Annotated in this window: 16 protein-coding genes and 5 tRNA genes; 3 read left to right on the plus strand and 18 right to left on the minus strand. The window is 62.6% G+C overall.

Annotation, left to right across the window (positions count from 1 at the left end; genetic code table 11):
- Positions 1-33: 33 nt before the first annotated feature.
- Positions 34-1,440, minus strand: a complete 1,407-nt coding sequence (locus tag B5F70_RS08975) for an aminotransferase class V-fold PLP-dependent enzyme (RefSeq protein ID WP_087205230.1) — start codon at positions 1,438-1,440, stop codon at positions 34-36.
- A gap of 159 nt (positions 1,441-1,599) precedes the next feature.
- Here B5F70_RS08975 and B5F70_RS08980 point away from each other — a divergent pair, with 159 nt between their 5' ends.
- The gene (locus tag B5F70_RS08980) at positions 1,600-2,502 is read left to right on the plus strand and encodes a LysR family transcriptional regulator (RefSeq protein WP_158094977.1); all 903 of its coding nucleotides are present in this window, start codon (positions 1,600-1,602) and stop codon (positions 2,500-2,502) included.
- 15 nt (positions 2,503-2,517) lie between these two features.
- On the opposite strand, the gene B5F70_RS08985 is transcribed toward B5F70_RS08980, so the two are convergent.
- The 13 genes from B5F70_RS08985 to B5F70_RS09045 form a co-directional block, all read right to left on the minus strand.
- Entirely contained in the window at positions 2,518-3,081 is a 564-nt protein-coding gene (locus B5F70_RS08985; protein WP_087205232.1) for a hypothetical protein, read from the minus strand.
- A gap of 234 nt (positions 3,082-3,315) precedes the next feature.
- A complete protein-coding gene (locus B5F70_RS08990; RefSeq protein ID WP_087205233.1) occupies positions 3,316-4,422 on the minus strand; it encodes a permease prefix domain 1-containing protein in 1,107 nt (368 codons plus the stop codon).
- Entirely contained in the window at positions 4,419-4,769 is a 351-nt protein-coding gene (locus B5F70_RS08995; protein ID WP_087205234.1) for a PadR family transcriptional regulator, read from the minus strand. The genes B5F70_RS08990 and B5F70_RS08995 overlap by 4 nt, the downstream gene beginning before the upstream one ends.
- Before the next feature lie 178 nt (positions 4,770-4,947).
- On the minus strand, positions 4,948-5,655 hold the full coding sequence (rplA, locus tag B5F70_RS09000; protein ID WP_087205235.1) for a 50S ribosomal protein L1: 708 nt from the start codon (positions 5,653-5,655) through the stop codon (positions 4,948-4,950).
- 111 nt (positions 5,656-5,766) lie between these two features.
- Positions 5,767-6,195, minus strand: coding sequence for a 50S ribosomal protein L11 (gene rplK, locus B5F70_RS09005; protein ID WP_087205236.1), 429 nt, complete (start codon positions 6,193-6,195; stop codon positions 5,767-5,769).
- A 118-nt stretch (positions 6,196-6,313) separates the two neighbouring features.
- Complete coding sequence (nusG, locus tag B5F70_RS09010) at positions 6,314-6,850, minus strand: transcription termination/antitermination protein NusG (RefSeq protein ID WP_087205237.1); 537 nt, start codon at positions 6,848-6,850, stop codon at positions 6,314-6,316.
- A gap of 3 nt (positions 6,851-6,853) precedes the next feature.
- Positions 6,854-7,213, minus strand: a complete 360-nt coding sequence (gene secE / locus B5F70_RS09015; protein WP_204574126.1) for a preprotein translocase subunit SecE — start codon at positions 7,211-7,213, stop codon at positions 6,854-6,856.
- Between the two features lie 78 nt (positions 7,214-7,291).
- A tRNA-Trp gene (locus tag B5F70_RS09020) sits at positions 7,292-7,367 on the minus strand.
- An 11-nt stretch (positions 7,368-7,378) separates the two neighbouring features.
- Positions 7,379-7,528: a 50S ribosomal protein L33 gene (rpmG, locus tag B5F70_RS09025; protein WP_087205239.1), complete on the minus strand. Its 150-nt coding sequence runs from the start codon at positions 7,526-7,528 to the stop codon at positions 7,379-7,381.
- Positions 7,529-7,795: 267 nt separating this feature from the next.
- Positions 7,796-8,986, minus strand: a complete 1,191-nt coding sequence (tuf, locus tag B5F70_RS09030; protein WP_087205240.1) for an elongation factor Tu — start codon at positions 8,984-8,986, stop codon at positions 7,796-7,798.
- A gap of 93 nt (positions 8,987-9,079) precedes the next feature.
- Positions 9,080-9,156, minus strand: a tRNA-Met gene (locus B5F70_RS09035).
- Between the two features lie 4 nt (positions 9,157-9,160).
- A tRNA-Thr gene (locus tag B5F70_RS09040) sits at positions 9,161-9,236 on the minus strand.
- A gap of 6 nt (positions 9,237-9,242) precedes the next feature.
- Positions 9,243-9,327, minus strand: a tRNA-Tyr gene (locus tag B5F70_RS09045).
- Between the two features lie 248 nt (positions 9,328-9,575).
- Between B5F70_RS09045 and B5F70_RS09050 the strand changes: the two genes are divergently transcribed.
- Positions 9,576-12,452 (plus strand): glycoside hydrolase family 2 TIM barrel-domain containing protein, encoded by a 2,877-nt coding sequence (locus B5F70_RS09050; protein ID WP_087205241.1) that lies wholly within the window; start codon positions 9,576-9,578, stop codon positions 12,450-12,452.
- Between the two features lie 435 nt (positions 12,453-12,887).
- On the opposite strand, the gene B5F70_RS09055 is transcribed toward B5F70_RS09050, so the two are convergent.
- From B5F70_RS09055 to B5F70_RS09070, 4 genes are all read right to left on the minus strand, one after another.
- A tRNA-Thr gene (locus B5F70_RS09055) sits at positions 12,888-12,959 on the minus strand.
- Between the two features lie 51 nt (positions 12,960-13,010).
- Positions 13,011-13,706, minus strand: a complete 696-nt coding sequence (locus tag B5F70_RS09060) for an NYN domain-containing protein (RefSeq protein WP_087205242.1) — start codon at positions 13,704-13,706, stop codon at positions 13,011-13,013.
- A gap of 3 nt (positions 13,707-13,709) precedes the next feature.
- Entirely contained in the window at positions 13,710-14,729 is a 1,020-nt protein-coding gene (gene rlmB, locus B5F70_RS09065) for a 23S rRNA (guanosine(2251)-2'-O)-methyltransferase RlmB (protein ID WP_241145964.1), read from the minus strand.
- Positions 14,730-14,839: 110 nt separating this feature from the next.
- Positions 14,840-16,018 carry an ATP-binding protein gene (locus tag B5F70_RS09070; protein ID WP_087205244.1) on the minus strand — a complete coding sequence of 393 codons (1,179 nt, stop codon included), beginning with the start codon at positions 16,016-16,018 and terminating at the stop codon, positions 14,840-14,842.
- 211 nt (positions 16,019-16,229) lie between these two features.
- On the opposite strand from B5F70_RS09070, the gene B5F70_RS09075 reads away from it, so the two are divergent.
- Complete coding sequence (locus B5F70_RS09075; protein ID WP_087205245.1) at positions 16,230-16,772, plus strand: hypothetical protein; 543 nt, start codon at positions 16,230-16,232, stop codon at positions 16,770-16,772.
- The last annotated feature ends 272 nt before the right edge of the window (positions 16,773-17,044 follow it).

Consider the following 17,044-nt stretch of genomic DNA (forward strand, 5'->3'; position numbering starts at 1 on the left):
GCCGTCAAGCGAAGGCGCCCACGGCAGGGGCGCCTACTCCCGCGCGAAGGCGGCGAGGCGCCGGACCACCTCGCGCATCTCCCCCTCATGGGTGCGGGGGTGGATGGCGCAGAGCCTGAGCACCTTTTTGCCCGAGAGCTCGGTCGTAAACACACCGGCATACCCGCTCGCGCGCATGCGGGCGGCCGCACGGGCGCAGATCTCGTCGCGCTCCTCCTCGGACGTGCCCGCCGGGGCGAAGCGGAAGTTCACCATCGCCATCTGCGCGGGCGAGACGATCTCCACCTCCGGCGTCGCGCGCAGCTCCTCCTCGGCCCAGCGCGCCAAGTCAAACCCGTGCTCGATGCAATCTGCCATGCCGTCGGCACCCATCACCTGCAACGTGAACCAGAGCTTGAGGCCGCGCGCGGGACGCGTGAGCTCCGGCCCGAGGTCCCACGGATTCACCAGGCTCTCATCCCCCTCGAGGTCAGCCAGATACTCGGGGTGCGCGCTGAAGCTCTTAAGCAGCGTCCGCTCGTCGCGGACCAAGAGCATGCTGCACGAGTACGTCTGGAACAGCCACTTGTGCGCGTCCCAGCTGAGCGAATCCGCGCGCTCGATGCCCTTGAGCATGTCCCGGTAGCGCGTAAGAAGCACGCTTGCGCCAAAGGCGCCGTCGACGTGCATCCAGAGGCCCTCGCGCCGGCAGATGTCCGCGACCTGGGGCAGCGGGTCCACGGACCCGGTGTTGGTGGTTCCCGCCGTGGCGATAACCATAAACGGGGCGAGCCCCGCGCGCCTGTCTGCCGCAATCGCTGCCGCGAGCGCATCGGTCTTCATGCGGAAGCCCTCATCGACGTCGATCGTGCGGATCCGCGCGTCGGTCACACCCATCATGCGCAGCCCCTTGGCGACCGAGCTGTGCGTCTGGGTGGAAACGTAAGCCACCGCGCGCGGCCAGTCGCGCTCGTCGAGCACCGTGTCGCGCGCGGCCACGCACGCCGTGAAGTTGGCCATCGAGCCGCCCGACACAAACGTGCCGCTCGCCCCCGCGGGAAAACCCGCCCGGTCGCAGAGCCACCGAATGAGCCCCTCCTCCACCGCATGGCCCGCCGGATAGTTGGCGACGCTGCCCGCATGGCGGTTGTATCCCGCGGAGATCATGTCGCCGAGCCATGAGATAGCCGATGTCGGCCCCGGCACGAAGCCCATGAAGCGCGCGTGGTCCGCATTGTAGCCGTACCCGATGACATCGCGCTCCATCTCGCGCACGACCTCCTCGAGGGGGCGCCCCATAGCGGGGATGCCCCGCTCGGCGAGCTCCTCGAGGTGCGTCGGCTCCGGCTCGTTGATGACCGGACCGTCGGAGAGGGTGCGGTTGCGCTCGAAGAGGTCGCACACGAAGCGCACTGCAGCGCGCTCGACTTCTTGCTCCATCTGCGTCTCACGGGTATACATGGGCGTCCTTTCCTCGTCAGGCTGCTGGGTACCATCCCATCTTCTCCGCGTAAGAGCTATTTGTACAATTCATAGTTGCTATACTTGATTCATTTATTTTGATATCTGATCTGGATGGATCTGCCGCCCGAGCTGGCGGCCCCAAAGGAAAGGAGCGCCGTGGAGCTGCGCGTGGTTGAGACCTTCCTCAAAGTCGCCGAGACCGGCAGCCTGTCGCGCGCGGCGGACAGGCTGGGGTACTCGCAGTCAGCGGTGACCATGCAGATCAAGCAGCTCGAAGCCGAGCTCGGATGCGCCCTTTTCGATCGCATACCGCGCGGCGTGGTGCTGACCGATGCGGGACGCACCTTCGCCTTCCACGCCCATGCCCTCATCGAGGCGGCGGATACCGCCCGGTCATGCCTCTCCTCCGCTGACGGCGAGGGTGCGCTTTCCGGCCCTCTCCGGATCGGCAGCGTGGAATCGCCGGCTGCCGCGCTCCTGCCACCGGTGCTCGCCGCGTTCGCGCGACGGAACCCCGCCGTGGAGACGGTCGTTCAAACTTCTGAGTTCGACAAGCTCATCGAGCGCTGCCGCAGAGGGGAGCTCGATCTGGTGCTCACCTTTGAGCAGCCTCTCGTGCTGCCCGGCTTCACGCGCGAGGTGCTGTGCGAGGACGAGACGGTCCTCGTCGCAGCTCCCGAGCTGGTTCCCCCTGCCGAGGGGCCGTTGACACCCGAGGAGCTCGTGCGGCTCCCCTTCGTCCTCACGGAGCGCGGAGAGAGCTACCGGCAGGACTTCGACCGCGCCCTCGCCGAGCACAACCTCGGCGTCACACCGGTCATCGAGACCGGGAGCACTGAGATGCTCCTCCGCCTGGCGCTGGGCGGGGCGGGCGTCGCCCTCGTACCGCGCTTCTCGGCGAGCCGAGATATCGCGCGCGGCGCGCTCGTTACGCTTTCGACGACGCTCGCCCTGCCCGCTATGGCCGTTCAGATGCTTTATCGCGAGCAGAAATGGGTCACGCCCGCCATGAACGCGTTCATGCGGGACCTTCGGCTTGCCATGCAAACCGTCCCCTAAAGCGGGGCCCTGCCCTTACGCAACCAGCGAGAAGGCCTGCGCCGCCGCGGCGCTCGAGCGCATCAGGCACTCGTGCACGTTTTCGGTGTCCTCACCGGCTGCGAGCGCTGCCAGGCTGTTTACGAGGTACACGTTCACCTCGTCGGACATGGCGCCCATGGCCATTCCGCGCTGCGCGGCAAGGGCGATGCCCATGAGCTCGGCCAGCAGGTGCGCGCGCATGGTCGCCACGCCCGCGGCCTTGCCCATCGCGGTGCGCACATACGCCGCATCGCCCTGCGACACGCCGCGATGCGCCGCCACGTGCTCGCTGCGCGCACGGGCGGCCCCGGCGAGCGCCTCGAGCTCTGCGGCGTCCGTCGCCGTGGCAGCGCCCGCCAGCCCGTCGATCACCACGGCAAACGCATGCCCGCAGGGGACAAAGCCCGGATGGGCGTCCATCGCCGCGGTCATCGTGACGCCCAGACCCGCCAGCTCCGCCACGAGCACGCGCCGCGCCTCCTCGGCGCGGACGAGCCCGTCGCGGACCTCCGCAGGCGCCTCTTCCACCGTACCGTGCTCCACCGTATTCTCAGCCATGACTGGCACCTTCCTCTTTGGCGCTTGCGCGCTTGTATCGTCCCTGTCTCGAAGACAGTCGCCGTATTATGCCGTCTTTGGGCGGCTCTCAAACCGCCTTCATCCTTTCTCCCCATCCGCTTACGAAACTCCTAAGTCCCCGTGGCGGGCGCATGCGAAAGGGGGCGCCATCGCCGTTGCGACAGCACCCCCTCGCTCGTGGAGACAGATTGCTCTCAGATGTTGGACGACCCGCTACCGGTCAACTTCGGCAAATTCCACCTGCCGCTCGCGGAAGTTCTCGCGAAAGACGTAGTCGCGCACCTGGTCCCACGCCTCGGCGCTCTCAAACAGCGAGCTGTTCAGCTGCGCGATCGCCCCGTTACTTGCGTTGCTGAAGGCATGCTCGAGCGTCGAGCGGTCAAAGACGTACCGGTCGGCGTCGTAGACGCTGTCGTACTCCTCCTGCACGGTGAAGTCAACGCGGTCAAGCGCGGGGTAGACGCTCATCAGCGTCACCGCGTTGTAGAGCAGCGCCCGCTCGATCGCGTCGCCGTCGATAAGATCGGAGACGTTCTCATAGCTGATCGCAAAGGAGGTCTGCGCCTCCGGTGCGCCCGCCGATCCCAGATACGCCCCGAGGGGCAGCTCGGCCACGAACGCCGCGGTATCGGTGCCGTTGCCCACCGCCTGCTGCAGCGCGGCGACATCTTGGTTGGCGATGGCGTCGTCGACGGCAACCGTCGCCTCGTATTCCGCCTGGTCCTCAGGGTCGCTGAAGGTGGGCGTCGCCTGACCAGAGGCGCCCTGCCCCTGGTCTTGCGCACCCTGCTGGTCTCCCGCAGAAGTCCCCTGACCCGTCCCGTTGCCCGTTGTTTGGTCGACGGAGGAGACCGTCTGATCGTTCTCATACGACTCATGCGCGCGATCCGCCACAAACATGTTGCAGCCCATAAAGCCGAGGATCACGATGACAAAGAGCGCCGCCACCGCGATGACCGCGATGACTGCCGGCGACAGGTGCTTTCGCGCCGGGGCCGTCTCCGCCCCCTGCTGCACCGGGGGCTGCGGGGAGCCCTCAGCGCGTGCGGACCCGGTGCCCTCAACCGCAGAATCCGCAACGGGCATTTCCACCGTCTCGGCAACCGGCTGGCTGTCTTGACCGGCCTCGAGCACATCATCGAGGCTCGTCATGCTCGCCTTCGTCTTCTCAAGGGCGTCCTCGGCGCTCATACCGCCCGCTACGTAGTCCTCATAGCGCGCGACGAGATTGCCGTAGATCTCCTCCTTGAGCTCTATCATCTCGGGCGTCAGCACCTTGCCTTCAAATAGGCGCTCGACGTACATGCGCAGTTCGCTCATCGCTCTCCCCCGTTCGCGCCCAGCAACCGGTCGATGATGCGCCTCACGCGCATCCAGCGCTCGGTGGCTTCCTGTAACTCGGTGATACCCGCATCGCAGATGCGGTAATACTTGCGTCGCGCGCCCTGGGTCTCGTCGCCCCAGTAGCTCGATACAAACCCTTGCGTCTCCAGACGCTTCAGGCTCGTGTAGAGCGATGGCTCCTTCATCTCGTAGTCGCCTTGGCTCGCGGTCGCGATCTCTTTGAGAATCTCGTAGCCATAGCTGTCACCCTGGCTCAGCACGTGCAGGATGATGGCGTCGATGTTCCCCCGGATCAGATCGCTCACGGCATCTCGGGCAGCCATACCGTCACCTCCTTGGTGGCAGCTTATCCTGTCACGGAGAGCATATCACATAGTACTTCGGCTGTCGATGTACTATTTTTCCCATGGATTCTCGCTACAAAAAAGCCCGGCTCCGCAGAACGGAGCCGGGCGAGTCGCACAACCTATGCTGTGCCAAGTGCCTATGGAGCCAGACGGGCTACTCGGCCATGAAGTCGCGCTGGATGGAGGAGTCGACCTTCACGCCGGGGCCCATGGTCGAGGAGAGCGAGATGCTCTTCACGTAGCGGCCCTTAGCGGAGGACGGCTTGACGCGCAGGAGCTCGGTGTAGAGAGCAGCGTAGTTCTCCACGAGCTTCTGGTCGTCGAAGGAGACCTTGCCCACCGGCACGTGGCAGATGCCATAGCGGTCGGCACGGTACTCAACACGACCGGCCTTGAGCTCGGCGACCATCTTGGCGACGTCCATGGTCACCGTGCCGAGCTTGGGGTTCGGCATAAGACCGCGGGGGCCGAGGATCTTACCGATGCGGCCGACCTTGGCCATCATGTTGGGCGTAGCGATGGCGGCGTCAAAGTTGATCTCGCCGGCCTGGATCTGAGCGACGAGGTCGTCGGAACCGATGACGTCGGCGCCGGCCTCCTCGGCCTCACGAGCCTTCTCGCCCTCGGCGAAGACGGCGACGCGGACCGACTTACCGGTGCCGTGCGGCAGCGAGATGGAGCCGCGGACGTTCTGGTCGGCCTTGCGGGTGTCGATACCCAGACGGAAGTGAGCCTCAACGGTCTCGTCGAACTTGGCCGGAGCAACCTCCTTGACGAGCTTCACCGCCGCAAGCGGGGTGTAGAGCTTCTGGCTGTCGACCTTCTCTGCCGCAGCGCGGAAATTCTTTCCATGCTTTGCCATATCAATACCTCCTGTGGTCATCGGGCAGGACGCCCTCCCACATCGAAGCGCACGCTAAAGGTGCGCAACCTACCTGCGGGCGTCCATGAGGACGCCCGTAATACACGAGAGTTACTCGGCGATGGTCACGCCCATGGAGCGGGCGGTACCGGCGACGATCTTCTTGGCGGCCTCGATGTCGTTGGCATTGAGGTCGGGCATCTTGATCTCGGCGATCTTGGTGAGCTGCTCCTGGGTGAGCTGGCCGACCTTGTCGCGCTGCGGCACGGCGGAACCGCTCTTGAGCTTGAGCTCCTTCTTGATGAGGTGCGCCGCTGGCGGAGTCTTGGTGATGAAGGTGAACGAGCGATCCTCGTAAACGGTGATCTCAACGGGGATGACGTCGCCCATCTTGTCCTGCGTAGCGGCGTTGAACGCCTGGCAGAACTGCATGATGTTCACCTGCGCGGCACCAAGGGCGGGGCCGACGGGAGGAGCCGGGTTGGCCTGACCGGCGTTGATCTGCAACTTGATGACGGTTGCAACCTTCTTCTCAGCCATCTCAAAACCTTTCTTTCAATGTGCTTCTAACATGAGCTATATCGTTAACGAGCCCGTGTTAGAAGCACCCGGAGCGGTGAGCGGCCGCAAGGGAACACAAGCTCGAGAACGGACGAACTTAACTGATGACGGCCACCTGATCGAAGCCGAGCTCGACCGGCGTCTCGCGGCCGAAGATCACGAGAGTGACCTTGACCTTGCCGGCGTTCGCATCAACCTCGGCGACCTGACCGTCGAAGTCTGCGAGCGGGCCCGAGGTCACGCGGACCGAGGTGCCGACCTCCAGGCCGACCGCGGTGCGCTTGGGCGCCTCGCCCTTCTTCGACTTGCGCATCATCTTGTTGTACTCATCGCGCGAGAGCGGAGAGGGCTTGCCGTTGGCACCGAGGAACCCGGTGACACCCGGCGTGTTGCGGACGCACGTCCAGGCATCGTCGTCCATCTCCATACGCACGAGCACGTAGCCCGGGAAGATCTTGACGTCCTTGGTCTCGCGCTTACCGCCCTCTTTGATCTCGGTCACGCTCTCCATAGGGATCTCGATATCAAAGATACGATCCTGCATCCCCATGGTCTCGATACGATGCTCGAGATCGGTCTTGACGCTCTTCTCGTAGCCGGAGTACGTATGAACCACATACCAACGCTTCGTCATGCTTTACCCCCTCAGACCCGAGAAGAGGACCAGGCCCTCGCCGATAACAAAGTCAAGTGCGGCGATAACCACGCCCACCACCACGAGGGAGACGCAGACCGCAACGGAATAGCGAATGAGCTCCTCTTTGGTGGGCCAAGTGACGCGCTTCATCTCGGTGCGGACCGAGGCGAAGTAATTCTTAACGCGGGTAAGGAAACCGGGCTTGGCAGCCTTGCCGTTCTTACCCTTGGCGGCCTTAGCGGGAGCCTTGCTCTGCTTTGCCTTCACAACCTTCTGAGAGGTATCGGCCTTCTTGCCATGAGCCTGGGAGGAAGCGGTCTGAGTGGCCGCGCCCTTCTTAGGTGACTTCTTGTTTGCCATATGTGATACCTCCGGCAAAACACGCTCAAACATGGGAAAACCGTAAGCCCCAACGTTCGGGGCTTACGGATTGATTACTGGCACGCCAGGAAGGACTCGAACCCTCAACACTCGGTTTTGGAGACCGATGCTCTACCAATTGAACTACTGGCGTATATCAGAAGACTAGCGGGTCTCCTTGTGGACCGTATGACGGTGGCACCAGGGGCAATACTTCTTGATCTCCATGCGGTCAGGCATGGTGGCCTTGTTCTTGGTCGTCGTGTAGTTGCGACGCTTGCACTCGGTGCATGCAAGGGTGACTAGGGTACGCATGAAACTTATTACCTCCAATACCGCCCGGACGGGCACGGTGGAATACATTATCATCTCGAAGATGGTACGTCAACGGTCAGTTGCGCCGGGCGGTGTGTCTGCAAAAACGGTACATAACCTGATCCCACCCTGATGGTAAAGGCTAAGTAGCCCTCTTAGGGATCGTCATGACCGGCAGACGGATAATCAACGGACAGCGACAGAAAAACCCGGCTCCCCCGTGAGGGAACCGGGTTGCACAAGCTCTAGATTACCGAATAACGGAAGTTACTCGATGATCGTGGAGACAACGCCCGAGCCGACGGTGTGGCCACCCTCGCGGATAGCGAAGCGCAGGCCCTCCTCCATGGCGATCGGGTGGATGAGGTCGCCCTCGATGGTGATGTGGTCACCAGGCATGGCCATCTCGGTGCCCTCGGGGAGCTTGACGGTGCCGGTCACGTCAGTGGTACGGAAGTAGAACTGCGGACGGTAACCATCGAAGAACGGGGTGTGACGGCCGCCCTCCTCCTTGGTGAGGACGTAGACCTCGCCGGTGAACTTGGTGTGCGGGTGCACCGAGCCGGGCTTGCAGAGAACCTGGCCGCGCTCGATGTCCTCGCGCTTGATGCCGCGGAGCAGGATGCCGACGTTATCGCCAGCCTCGCAGAAGTCCATGGTCTTGCGGAACATCTCGATGCCGGTGGCGACGGAGGACTGGGTCTCCTTGATGCCGACGATCTCGACGGGCTCGTTGAGCTTGAGCACGCCGCGCTCGACACGACCGGTAGCGACGGTACCACGGCCGGAGATGGTCATGGTGTCCTCGACGGCCATCAGGAAGGGCTTGGCATCGTCACGCTCGGGGGTCGGGATGTACTCGTCGACGGCAGCCATGAGCTCGCGGACGGAATCCATCCACTTCTCCTCGCCGTTGAGGGCGCCGAGAGCGGAACCGCGGATGACGGGGATGTCGTCTCCCGGGAAGTCGTACTCGGAGAGGAGCTCACGGGTCTCCATCTCGACGAGGTCAATGAGCTCCTCGTCGTCGACCATGTCGCACTTGTTCAGGAACACGACGATGTAGGGCACGCCGACCTGACGGGCGAGCAGGATGTGCTCGCGGGTCTGGGCCATGGGGCCGTCGGTGGCAGCGATGACCAGGATAGCGCCGTCCATCTGGGCAGCACCGGAGATCATGTTCTTGATGTAGTCGGCGTGGCCGGGGCAGTCAACGTGAGCGTAGTGACGGTTGGCCGTCTCGTACTCGACGTGAGCGACGGAGATGGTGATGCCGCGCTCGCGCTCCTCGGGAGCCTTGTCGATGTTCTCGAACGCCGTGAAGTCGGCCTTGCAGCCCTCGGTCTCGGAGAGAACCTTGGTGATGGCGGCGGTCAGCGTGGTCTTACCGTGGTCCACGTGGCCGATGGTGCCGATGTTAACATGCGGCTTAGTGCGCTCGAACTTTTCCTTGGCCATTTAGCCCTCCTCCTTCAAAGGTCGTCCCCGGCGGGGACAATGCCTTCTTAACCTAAGTGGCTCCCCCATGATGGGAAAGCCACCGTGTTACCTTGGTAGCGGTGACTGGATTCGAACCAGTGACGCCACGGGTATGAACCGTGTGCTCTAACCAGCTGAGCTACACCGCCTTACTGGAGCCTGCGACCGGACTTGAACCGGTGACCTCCTCGTTACCAACGAGGTGCTCTACCGACTGAGCTACACAGGCACTTGCTGGTGGGAGCGCAAGGATTCGAACCTTGGTAGGCAGAGCCAACGGGTTTACAGCCCGTCCCCATTAACCACTCGGGCACACTCCCTTATAGCAAGCCTCGCAACGCACCTGCCCAAAGGGCAAGCTCCTTGCGAGCGAATGAATAGTACGACGTCGCGCCCGCGGCTGTCAACCACTTTACTCAAATACACGCGCCCGGGCGTATCCATCATCTCTCACCTGCGGTTTTATTGAATCACCTTTTCTCGCGCGCCCCGTTGTCGTGAACGTGTTGTGAAGGCAAGACAAGTTCGCGCGCGTTACACTGACACCAACCAACCGATTGGAGGCATCGTGAACACATCGTCCCCCACCCTCGCCTGGCTCCAAGATCCTGAGGTCTTTGAGGTGAACCGGCTCCCCGCGCACTCCGACCACACCTGGTACGGCGCGCAGCGCATCTGCACGCGCACGCTCGACGGTAGCTGGCGCTTTGCCTACACCCCCTCCATCGACGAGCGGCCGCGCAACTTTTGGCACGAGGACGCCGACCTCTCCACCTTCGGCACTATCCAGGTGCCCGCCCATATCGAACTCCAGGACTACGGCCAGATTCAGTATGTGAACACGCAGTACCCCTGGGACGGTGTCTCCAGCCTGCGCCCGCCCGCCATCGACACCGACCGCTGCGCCGTGGGATGTTACGTGCGCAACTTCGAGCTCGACTCCGCATGGGAGGACATGCGCGTATGTATTTCTTTCCAGGGTGTCGAGCGCGCCTTTTTCCTCTGGGTAAACGGGTGCTTTGTAGGCTACGCCGAGGACAGCTTCACCCCAAGCGACTTTGACCTCACCGACTATCTGCACCCGGGGATAAACCGTCTTGCTGTCGAGGTTTTTCAACATTCGAGTGCGTCGTGGCTAGAAGACCAGGATATGTTCCGGTTCTTTGGCATCTTCCGGCCCGTGGTGCTCTACGCCAAGCCGCGGCTGCACGTTGAGGACATATGGCTGAGAGCCAAACTCGACACGGACAACATCACGGGCATACTCGACCCGCGCATCACCATTAGCTCTGCGGACGATGCTGAGACGCTCGCGTCGTGCATCGTGCGGCTGCGCGTAACGGACGCAAACGGGACAAAGCTATATGAGGGGGCGCCGGACTTTACGACCGTCGAACAGGCGAACAGTCCCTGGGAGGATGCGCGCACGGTCGAGCTCGATTGTCCCCTGCGACTCGAGAACATCGTCCCGTGGAGCCACGAGCAACCGGCGCTCTATACGGTTGAGGTGGCGCTCGTCGACTTCCACTCCGGACGCGAGGTGGAGCGCGCAACCGTGCGGACGGGCTTTCGCCGTGTGGGGATTGAGGACGGCGTCTTGCGCCTCAACGGGCAGCGCCTGTTCTTCTGCGGCGTAAACCGCCACGAGTGGAGCGCTGAACACGGCCGCGCCATTGCGCATGACGACATGATCCGCGCGATGGAGACCTTCAAACGCAACAATATCAACGCCGTGCGCACCTGCCACTACCCAGATCAGACGCCGTGGTACGACCTCTGTGACGAGAACGGCGTCTATATGATCGACGAGGCCAACCTCGAGACCCACGGCAGCTGGCAAAAGCTCGGAGCCGTGGACCCTGCCTGGAACGTACCGGGCAGCCTCGCCGCGTGGACGCCCGCTGTCATCGACCGCGCGCGTTCGATGTTTGAGCGCGACAAGAACCATCCTGCGGTCCTCATGTGGAGCTGCGGCAATGAGTCGTACGCAGGCGATGCCATCCTCGCCATGAGCCGCTTCTTCCACGAGACGGACCCGAGCCGTCCTGTCCATTACGAAGGCGTGTTCCAAGCGCGGGGGCGCGAGGGCTACGATCCCGCATGGGAGGAGGCCTCAGATGTAGAGAGCCGCATGTACGCAACGCCGGCCGACATCCGTCACTACCTCGAGAACTCGCCTAAGAAGCCCTTTATACTCTGCGAATACATGCACGACATGGGCAACAGCTTAGGCGGCATGGAGAGCTACATGCGCTTGGGCGAGGAGTTTGAGCAGTACCAAGGTGGCTTTATCTGGGACTACATGGACCAGGCCCTCTGGCGGCGTGACGCGCTCGGACGGCGTTCTCTGGGCTACGGCGGAGACTTTGGCGAACGGCCGAGCGACTACGCGTTCAGCGGCGACGGCGTTGTCTTTGCCGATGGCACCGAGAAGCCTGCGATGCAGGAGGTGCGCTACTGGTACGCGGATGCCTCCACGCGCGCCGCGCACGATGCTGCGTGCGATGCCGCCGAAGCAGAGAGTGCACGCGCGATTGCCGCGCAGGCAGCGACACGACGCGAGCGTGCCGCAGAGGCACCCGACCTTGTGATCGCGCAGGGCGACGTGAACCTCGGTGTTACGTGCGGCGAGCTCTCCATCCTCTTCTCGTGGGCGGAGCACGGGCCCGTGAGCCTGCGAGTAAACGGACGCGAATGGCTCTGGCGGGCGCCGCGGCCCGCACTTTGGCGCGCCTCGACCGATAACGACCGCGGATGCGGTTTCCCTGCAAGAAGCGCAGCGTGGCTCGCCGCGGAGGCGTTCTGCCGCTGCACGGACCAGCGCGTGGAGGAGCTCGGCCCACGCCGCGTGGTGGTGGCGTACCGCTTTGCGGCAGACGTTGTCCCCGGAGCGGAAATAGTCCTGCGTTACACCGTTGAGGCCGGGACGGGCATGCTTGTCGAGGCGCTCTACACCGGTGTCGAGGGACTGCCGGAGCTGCCCTGTTTTGGCGTGCACCTGGTGACCCCGGCGCCTGTCGCGGACGTTGCTTGGACGGGTCTTTCGGGCGAGACGTACCCCGACCGCTGGCGCGGCGGCACCTTTGGCCGCCACCATGAGGAGCCGCACGTACCCGCCTACCTCGTCCCACAAGACTGCGGCTGCCACGTACGCACGCACGAGCTTGAACTCTCGGCACGCGACGCTGGCGGGCACTGCTGGGGCAAGATCGCGTTTGTTATGGAGGAGGAGCCGTTCGCGTTCTCGGCGCTTCCCGCAAGCGCGCTCGAGCTCGAGAGCGCCGCACACCCCGAGGAACTCCCCGTAACGGAGCGCACGCATCTGTGCCTGTATGGAGCGATGCGCGGTGTGGGCGGCATCGATAGCTGGGGATCGGACGTGGAGGAGCCGTACCGAATCGACGCCGCGGGAACGTATCGTGTGGAGGTGCGCATCCTCGGCTAGACCTTGCGCGCGGGCGCAGCGCGGACTGCCGACGCCTGTTTGCGGTTGATGTACACCGATTTGGTCAAATTACCCTGTGAGGGGGCATTTGCACCGCGCTTTATCGAGCTACACCACAGCCGTCGACCGTTCTGCTCTAGGGCAAAGCGGTCGACGGTGATGTTTTGACGCGATTTGGCATGGACGACGGCGCATAAGCGCCGCTTGCGCGCAATCGATTATGGACAGGATGCCCTTTCATGAGGCAATTTGACCAATCCGGCCGATACCAACTCCATGGATCACCCTCATCGCACGCATCCACCTTAGCCCTTTGAGATTGGTGCACGGTCAACACCGAAAGGTGCCGCGCCTACGCCGCGTTCCGAACAGGGAGGGTTCGCAAAAAACGAAAGCCCAGAGACCCCGTCGGTCTCTGGGCTTGATGTGTGAGGGAGCCAGCGACAGGAATCGAACCCGCAACCCAGTGATTACAAATCACTTGCTCTACCGTTGAGCCACGCTGGCGCGAGCATTTAGGATACTCAAAGGCCGCATGCTACGCAAGCGGAGCGCGCATTACGAGCGCAGGCTGTCGCGGAGCGCCGCTAACTTTGAGAGGGAATCCCCGCCGAGCCTGCTGCCGAGGGTGAGCTTGATGTCGGGCGCCGCCTCGGCCTCAGCAACATCGGCATCGACCTGCTTGACCTCGCCCGCAAACATGCGCGCCGAGATACGCGTGACGCCCTTGCCCATAACCGTCGCCTGAATCGTACCGTCGCTCGTAACAACCGAGCAGGCGCGGCCATGCTCGCGCGCATCGGTGCACAGGCGCTGGATGACGGTGTCGGCCGAAACCCCCGTGGGCGAGAACTCGATACGCACGCCCGCTTGGGGAAGGTTCGGGCGGTCGGGATTCACGTTGCCCGCGCCATCGAACACGATTACCGGCTCGTAGCGCCCTTGGGCAAAGGCGGCAACGTCCGCGATGAGCGAGGTGCGCGCAGCGTCGTAGACATCGCGCGAATAGGGATCGTCCGAGCGATCGAAGATAAGGCGCTCGTAGCGCGGGTCGGCGTGGATGACGTTGTAGCCGTCGACCACGAGGAGTTCCTTTTGGCCGCGCGCGTTGGTACCACGCGCCGGCTCAGCTACCTCACCAAACGCTGCCGAGAAGGCGTTGCCAACCCCAAAGGTACTCGCCGAGACAATGGGCTTTGCCGAGCCCTCGCCAAAGCGCTTTGCCTTGGCCTTCGCACGGTTCTTTTTGGACATGGGCTACTCCCCCGCACCTACCGCGGCAATCTCGCGGCCCTGGTCGGAGACTGCGGCGCCAGCGTCACCGAGCTCGGCGATGTTCACGCGGAGCCATTCGTAGGCGAGTGCCGTGGTTGCCTGCGCCACGTTCAGGCTCTCGGTCACCCCGCGCTGCGGCAAGCGCGTGAGGTCGTCGCAGGTTTCGAGCACCAAGCGCGAGATGCCCTCGCCCTCCGACCCCATCACAAGTGCGATGCGCCCAGTAAGCGGCGACTCCCAGCAGGACCCTTCGGCATGCTCGCTCGCGCCGACGCACCAAAATCCCGCCTGTTTAAGACCCTCGAGTGCACGAGCGATGTTGGGCACGCGGGCGATGGGCAGGTGCATGACAGCGCCGGCGGAGGTCTTGTAGGTGGCAACCGTCACCTCGGCCGCGCGCTTGTTGGCGATGACCACGCCCGCGGCACCAACAACCTCCGCGGAGCGCACGATGGCGCCAAAGTTGCCGGCGTCGGTCACATGGTCGAGCACCACCACGAGCGCGGGCCCTTCGCCGGCGCGTGCAACGATATCGGAAAGCTCGGCGTATGGGAAGGCGCCAACTTCAAGCACGATGCCCTGGTGCGCGCCGTGCGCGGAGATGGCATCGAGCTCGGCGCGGGGACGGGTAATGACGGGCACGCCGGCCGCGTGTAGGTAGTCGACGAGCTGGCCAAGCGCGGCGTCCTTGCCCTCGCCCTCGGCTACTAGCGCGCGCTTGACGGGGAAGCCGGCACGCAGCGCCTCCGTTACCGCACGGCGCCCCTCAATGAAGTCACCTGTTGGGCGAATGACCGAACGCTTGGCCGCAGAACGAACGCCTCCTCCCTTTTCGGCATCCCGCTTCCGCGCGTCATCTGTTCCAAACGCGCCACCGCGATCGCGAGAATCTTTGCCTCCGCCGAGAGCCTTCTCGCTATCGCCCTGCTGACGCATACCGCGCCCGCCGCGCATGTCACGACCACCGGGCCGCTGACCGCGCCCACCTTGCTGCCTGCCCATGAATCTCCTCACACGTCCTGATTCTTACTGCAGTATAAACCGGCATGCATCAACACAAATCGACTGCAAAAGCCCCGACGCCATACACCTACCTAAATAACCCATCATCCCTACTGGAAAAGCGGCACACGACCCAGCAGGAAATCATCAACGGGAAACTCATTCGACCCGATCACGAGCGCATAGGTTCCCGGATAACGTTGGACGAACTCCCCAAGCCCCTTCAAACTCTTGACGCGCCCGCTTTTCACCTCAATCGCTGTTCTCCGTCGACCTTTCGTCACCACAAAGTCAACCTCATAGGAGCCATTGCGCCACCACGTCACCGTAAAGCCCTCGCGGCTGGCCCGCGCAAGCAAATACGCCCCTACCGCTGTCTCGACCAAGTGGCCCCGATATTCGCTGTTCTCGCGCAAGCGTTCGCGCCGTTCACCAGAAGCGGTAACCATGAGCGCGGTGTCATGGGCCAGCAACCTAGGCGAACTAGCGCGCTCCTTCAGCACCTTTTCATCGTACTTGGGAAGACCGCTCAACAAGCCGGCGCGTGAAAGCAACTCAAGATAGTGCGCTATTGTGTCGGTGTTCCCGCGATCGTCAAGCTGGCCAAGTAGCTTTCGGTAGGATATTTCTTGCGCAGAATAGACCGCACCCACCTCGAAGAGGGCGCGAAGCAACGCGGGCTTGCGTACCACTTCCATCTCGAGCACATCTTGGGTGAGCGTTGGCTCAACAATCGCCTCCCTCACATACGCCAGCCAACGATCTTCGTCGTCCTTGAGCGACGCCGCTCCGGGATACCCGCCAAAGAAGAGAAAATCCTCGTACGTAAAGCCAAACGCCTCGCGGCATTCATCAAAGGTCCACTGCGTTGAGGGAATAACCTCGTAGCGGCCCTTGAGTGAGTCGGCCATGCCTTTTCGCAACAGCAGGGTCGAAGAGCCGGTGAGGACCACTCTAAGATCAAGCCCATTTCGAGAATCCTCGTCCCACAGGTACTTGACCGTTGCCGACCAATCGGGAACCTTTTGGACTTCATCTAGAGAGAGAATGGCACCGGGAGTTTGGCGGGCCATTGAACGCGCCTGCTTCCACAGATCTTCGAGCGTGCGCGGGAGCTGGTCACGCGGACGGTCGAACACGAATTCCTGTACGGGAGTATCAAGCTTGCGCAAAGCTTGCGCAACCGCCGTGCTTTTTCCCGTTTGCCGAGGCCCTTCTACTATCTGGAGAAATCGACGCGGCTCCAACAGGCGGTTCGCGAGCATAGGAACGATATAGCGTTCATACATGAGCAATCCCCTCTCGCACGTTTTATCTCCTGTCATTATTGCCATATTATATTTTTGACAGGATAACCTATCAAAAATTAGATTTCTCAATTTTGATAGGTTTCATAACGCCTGCATTTTTTCAGCGCTCTGTAAGGCTTCTCCCACTACGATCATGCATGCAACTGCATGGGGAACAAATGCCTATAAACCGCGAGCCCCGGGAGGATGGATGAAAGCCGCTGTTGTGTACTGCTCGCAAACGGGATCGGCGAAGACGTACGCTGACTGGATGGCCGAAGAGCTGAGTTGCACGCCTGAACCGCTTGATCGCATCGAGGCGGTTGCCACGGATGCCGAACTCGTAGTGTTTGCCAGCTGGTTCCATGCGGCGAGCATCAAGGGCGTCAAGCGTTTCCAAGCGTACATGGCGAAACATCCCGAGAAGCGCTACGCCGTGATCGCGGTGGGTGCGACGCCCATGCCATGCGACCTGTGGCCAGCAAGCGAGCACAAAGAGGCGTTCCGCCGCTCCTTCCCGGAAAATCGCTACCCCGACCTGCCGTGGGTGTACTGCCGCGGTGGATTCCACTTCGAGCGGCTCGGTGCGTTGGATAAAATCGCCATGTGCATCTACTTCAAAATGCTCGAAGACGAGATCGCGCGCGGCAATGAACGCGAGAAGATCTCGCTCGCAGGCATGCGAGAGGGCTTCGACGGCTGCAATCGCTCGTATTTAGAGCCATTACTCGAACAGCTGAGGCTACAGGGATAACGGGCGGCTATCGTAAGGCACCAGGTCTTGTGCAACCCTATCGCTTTGCTGCACCGCCTACGCCAATCGACGATACTTCGTCCCCCTTGCTACGCCACTTGTTTCAACCACGCCAAGGGAAACAAGTTGCTGAAGAATCTTCGTGAGCTTCGACCTGCTGAAGTCAACTTCTTTCAGAATCTCTCCCACCGCCATGGGGCGTACCGCGTTCAGTAGGTCGTACACGCGCTGCTGGTCATCCGTGAGCCCGATATCACTTTTCATGAGGGGCA

The sequence above is a fragment of the Collinsella sp. An268 genome (assembly GCF_002159765.1).
GTDB lineage: Bacteria > Actinomycetota > Coriobacteriia > Coriobacteriales > Coriobacteriaceae > Coprousia.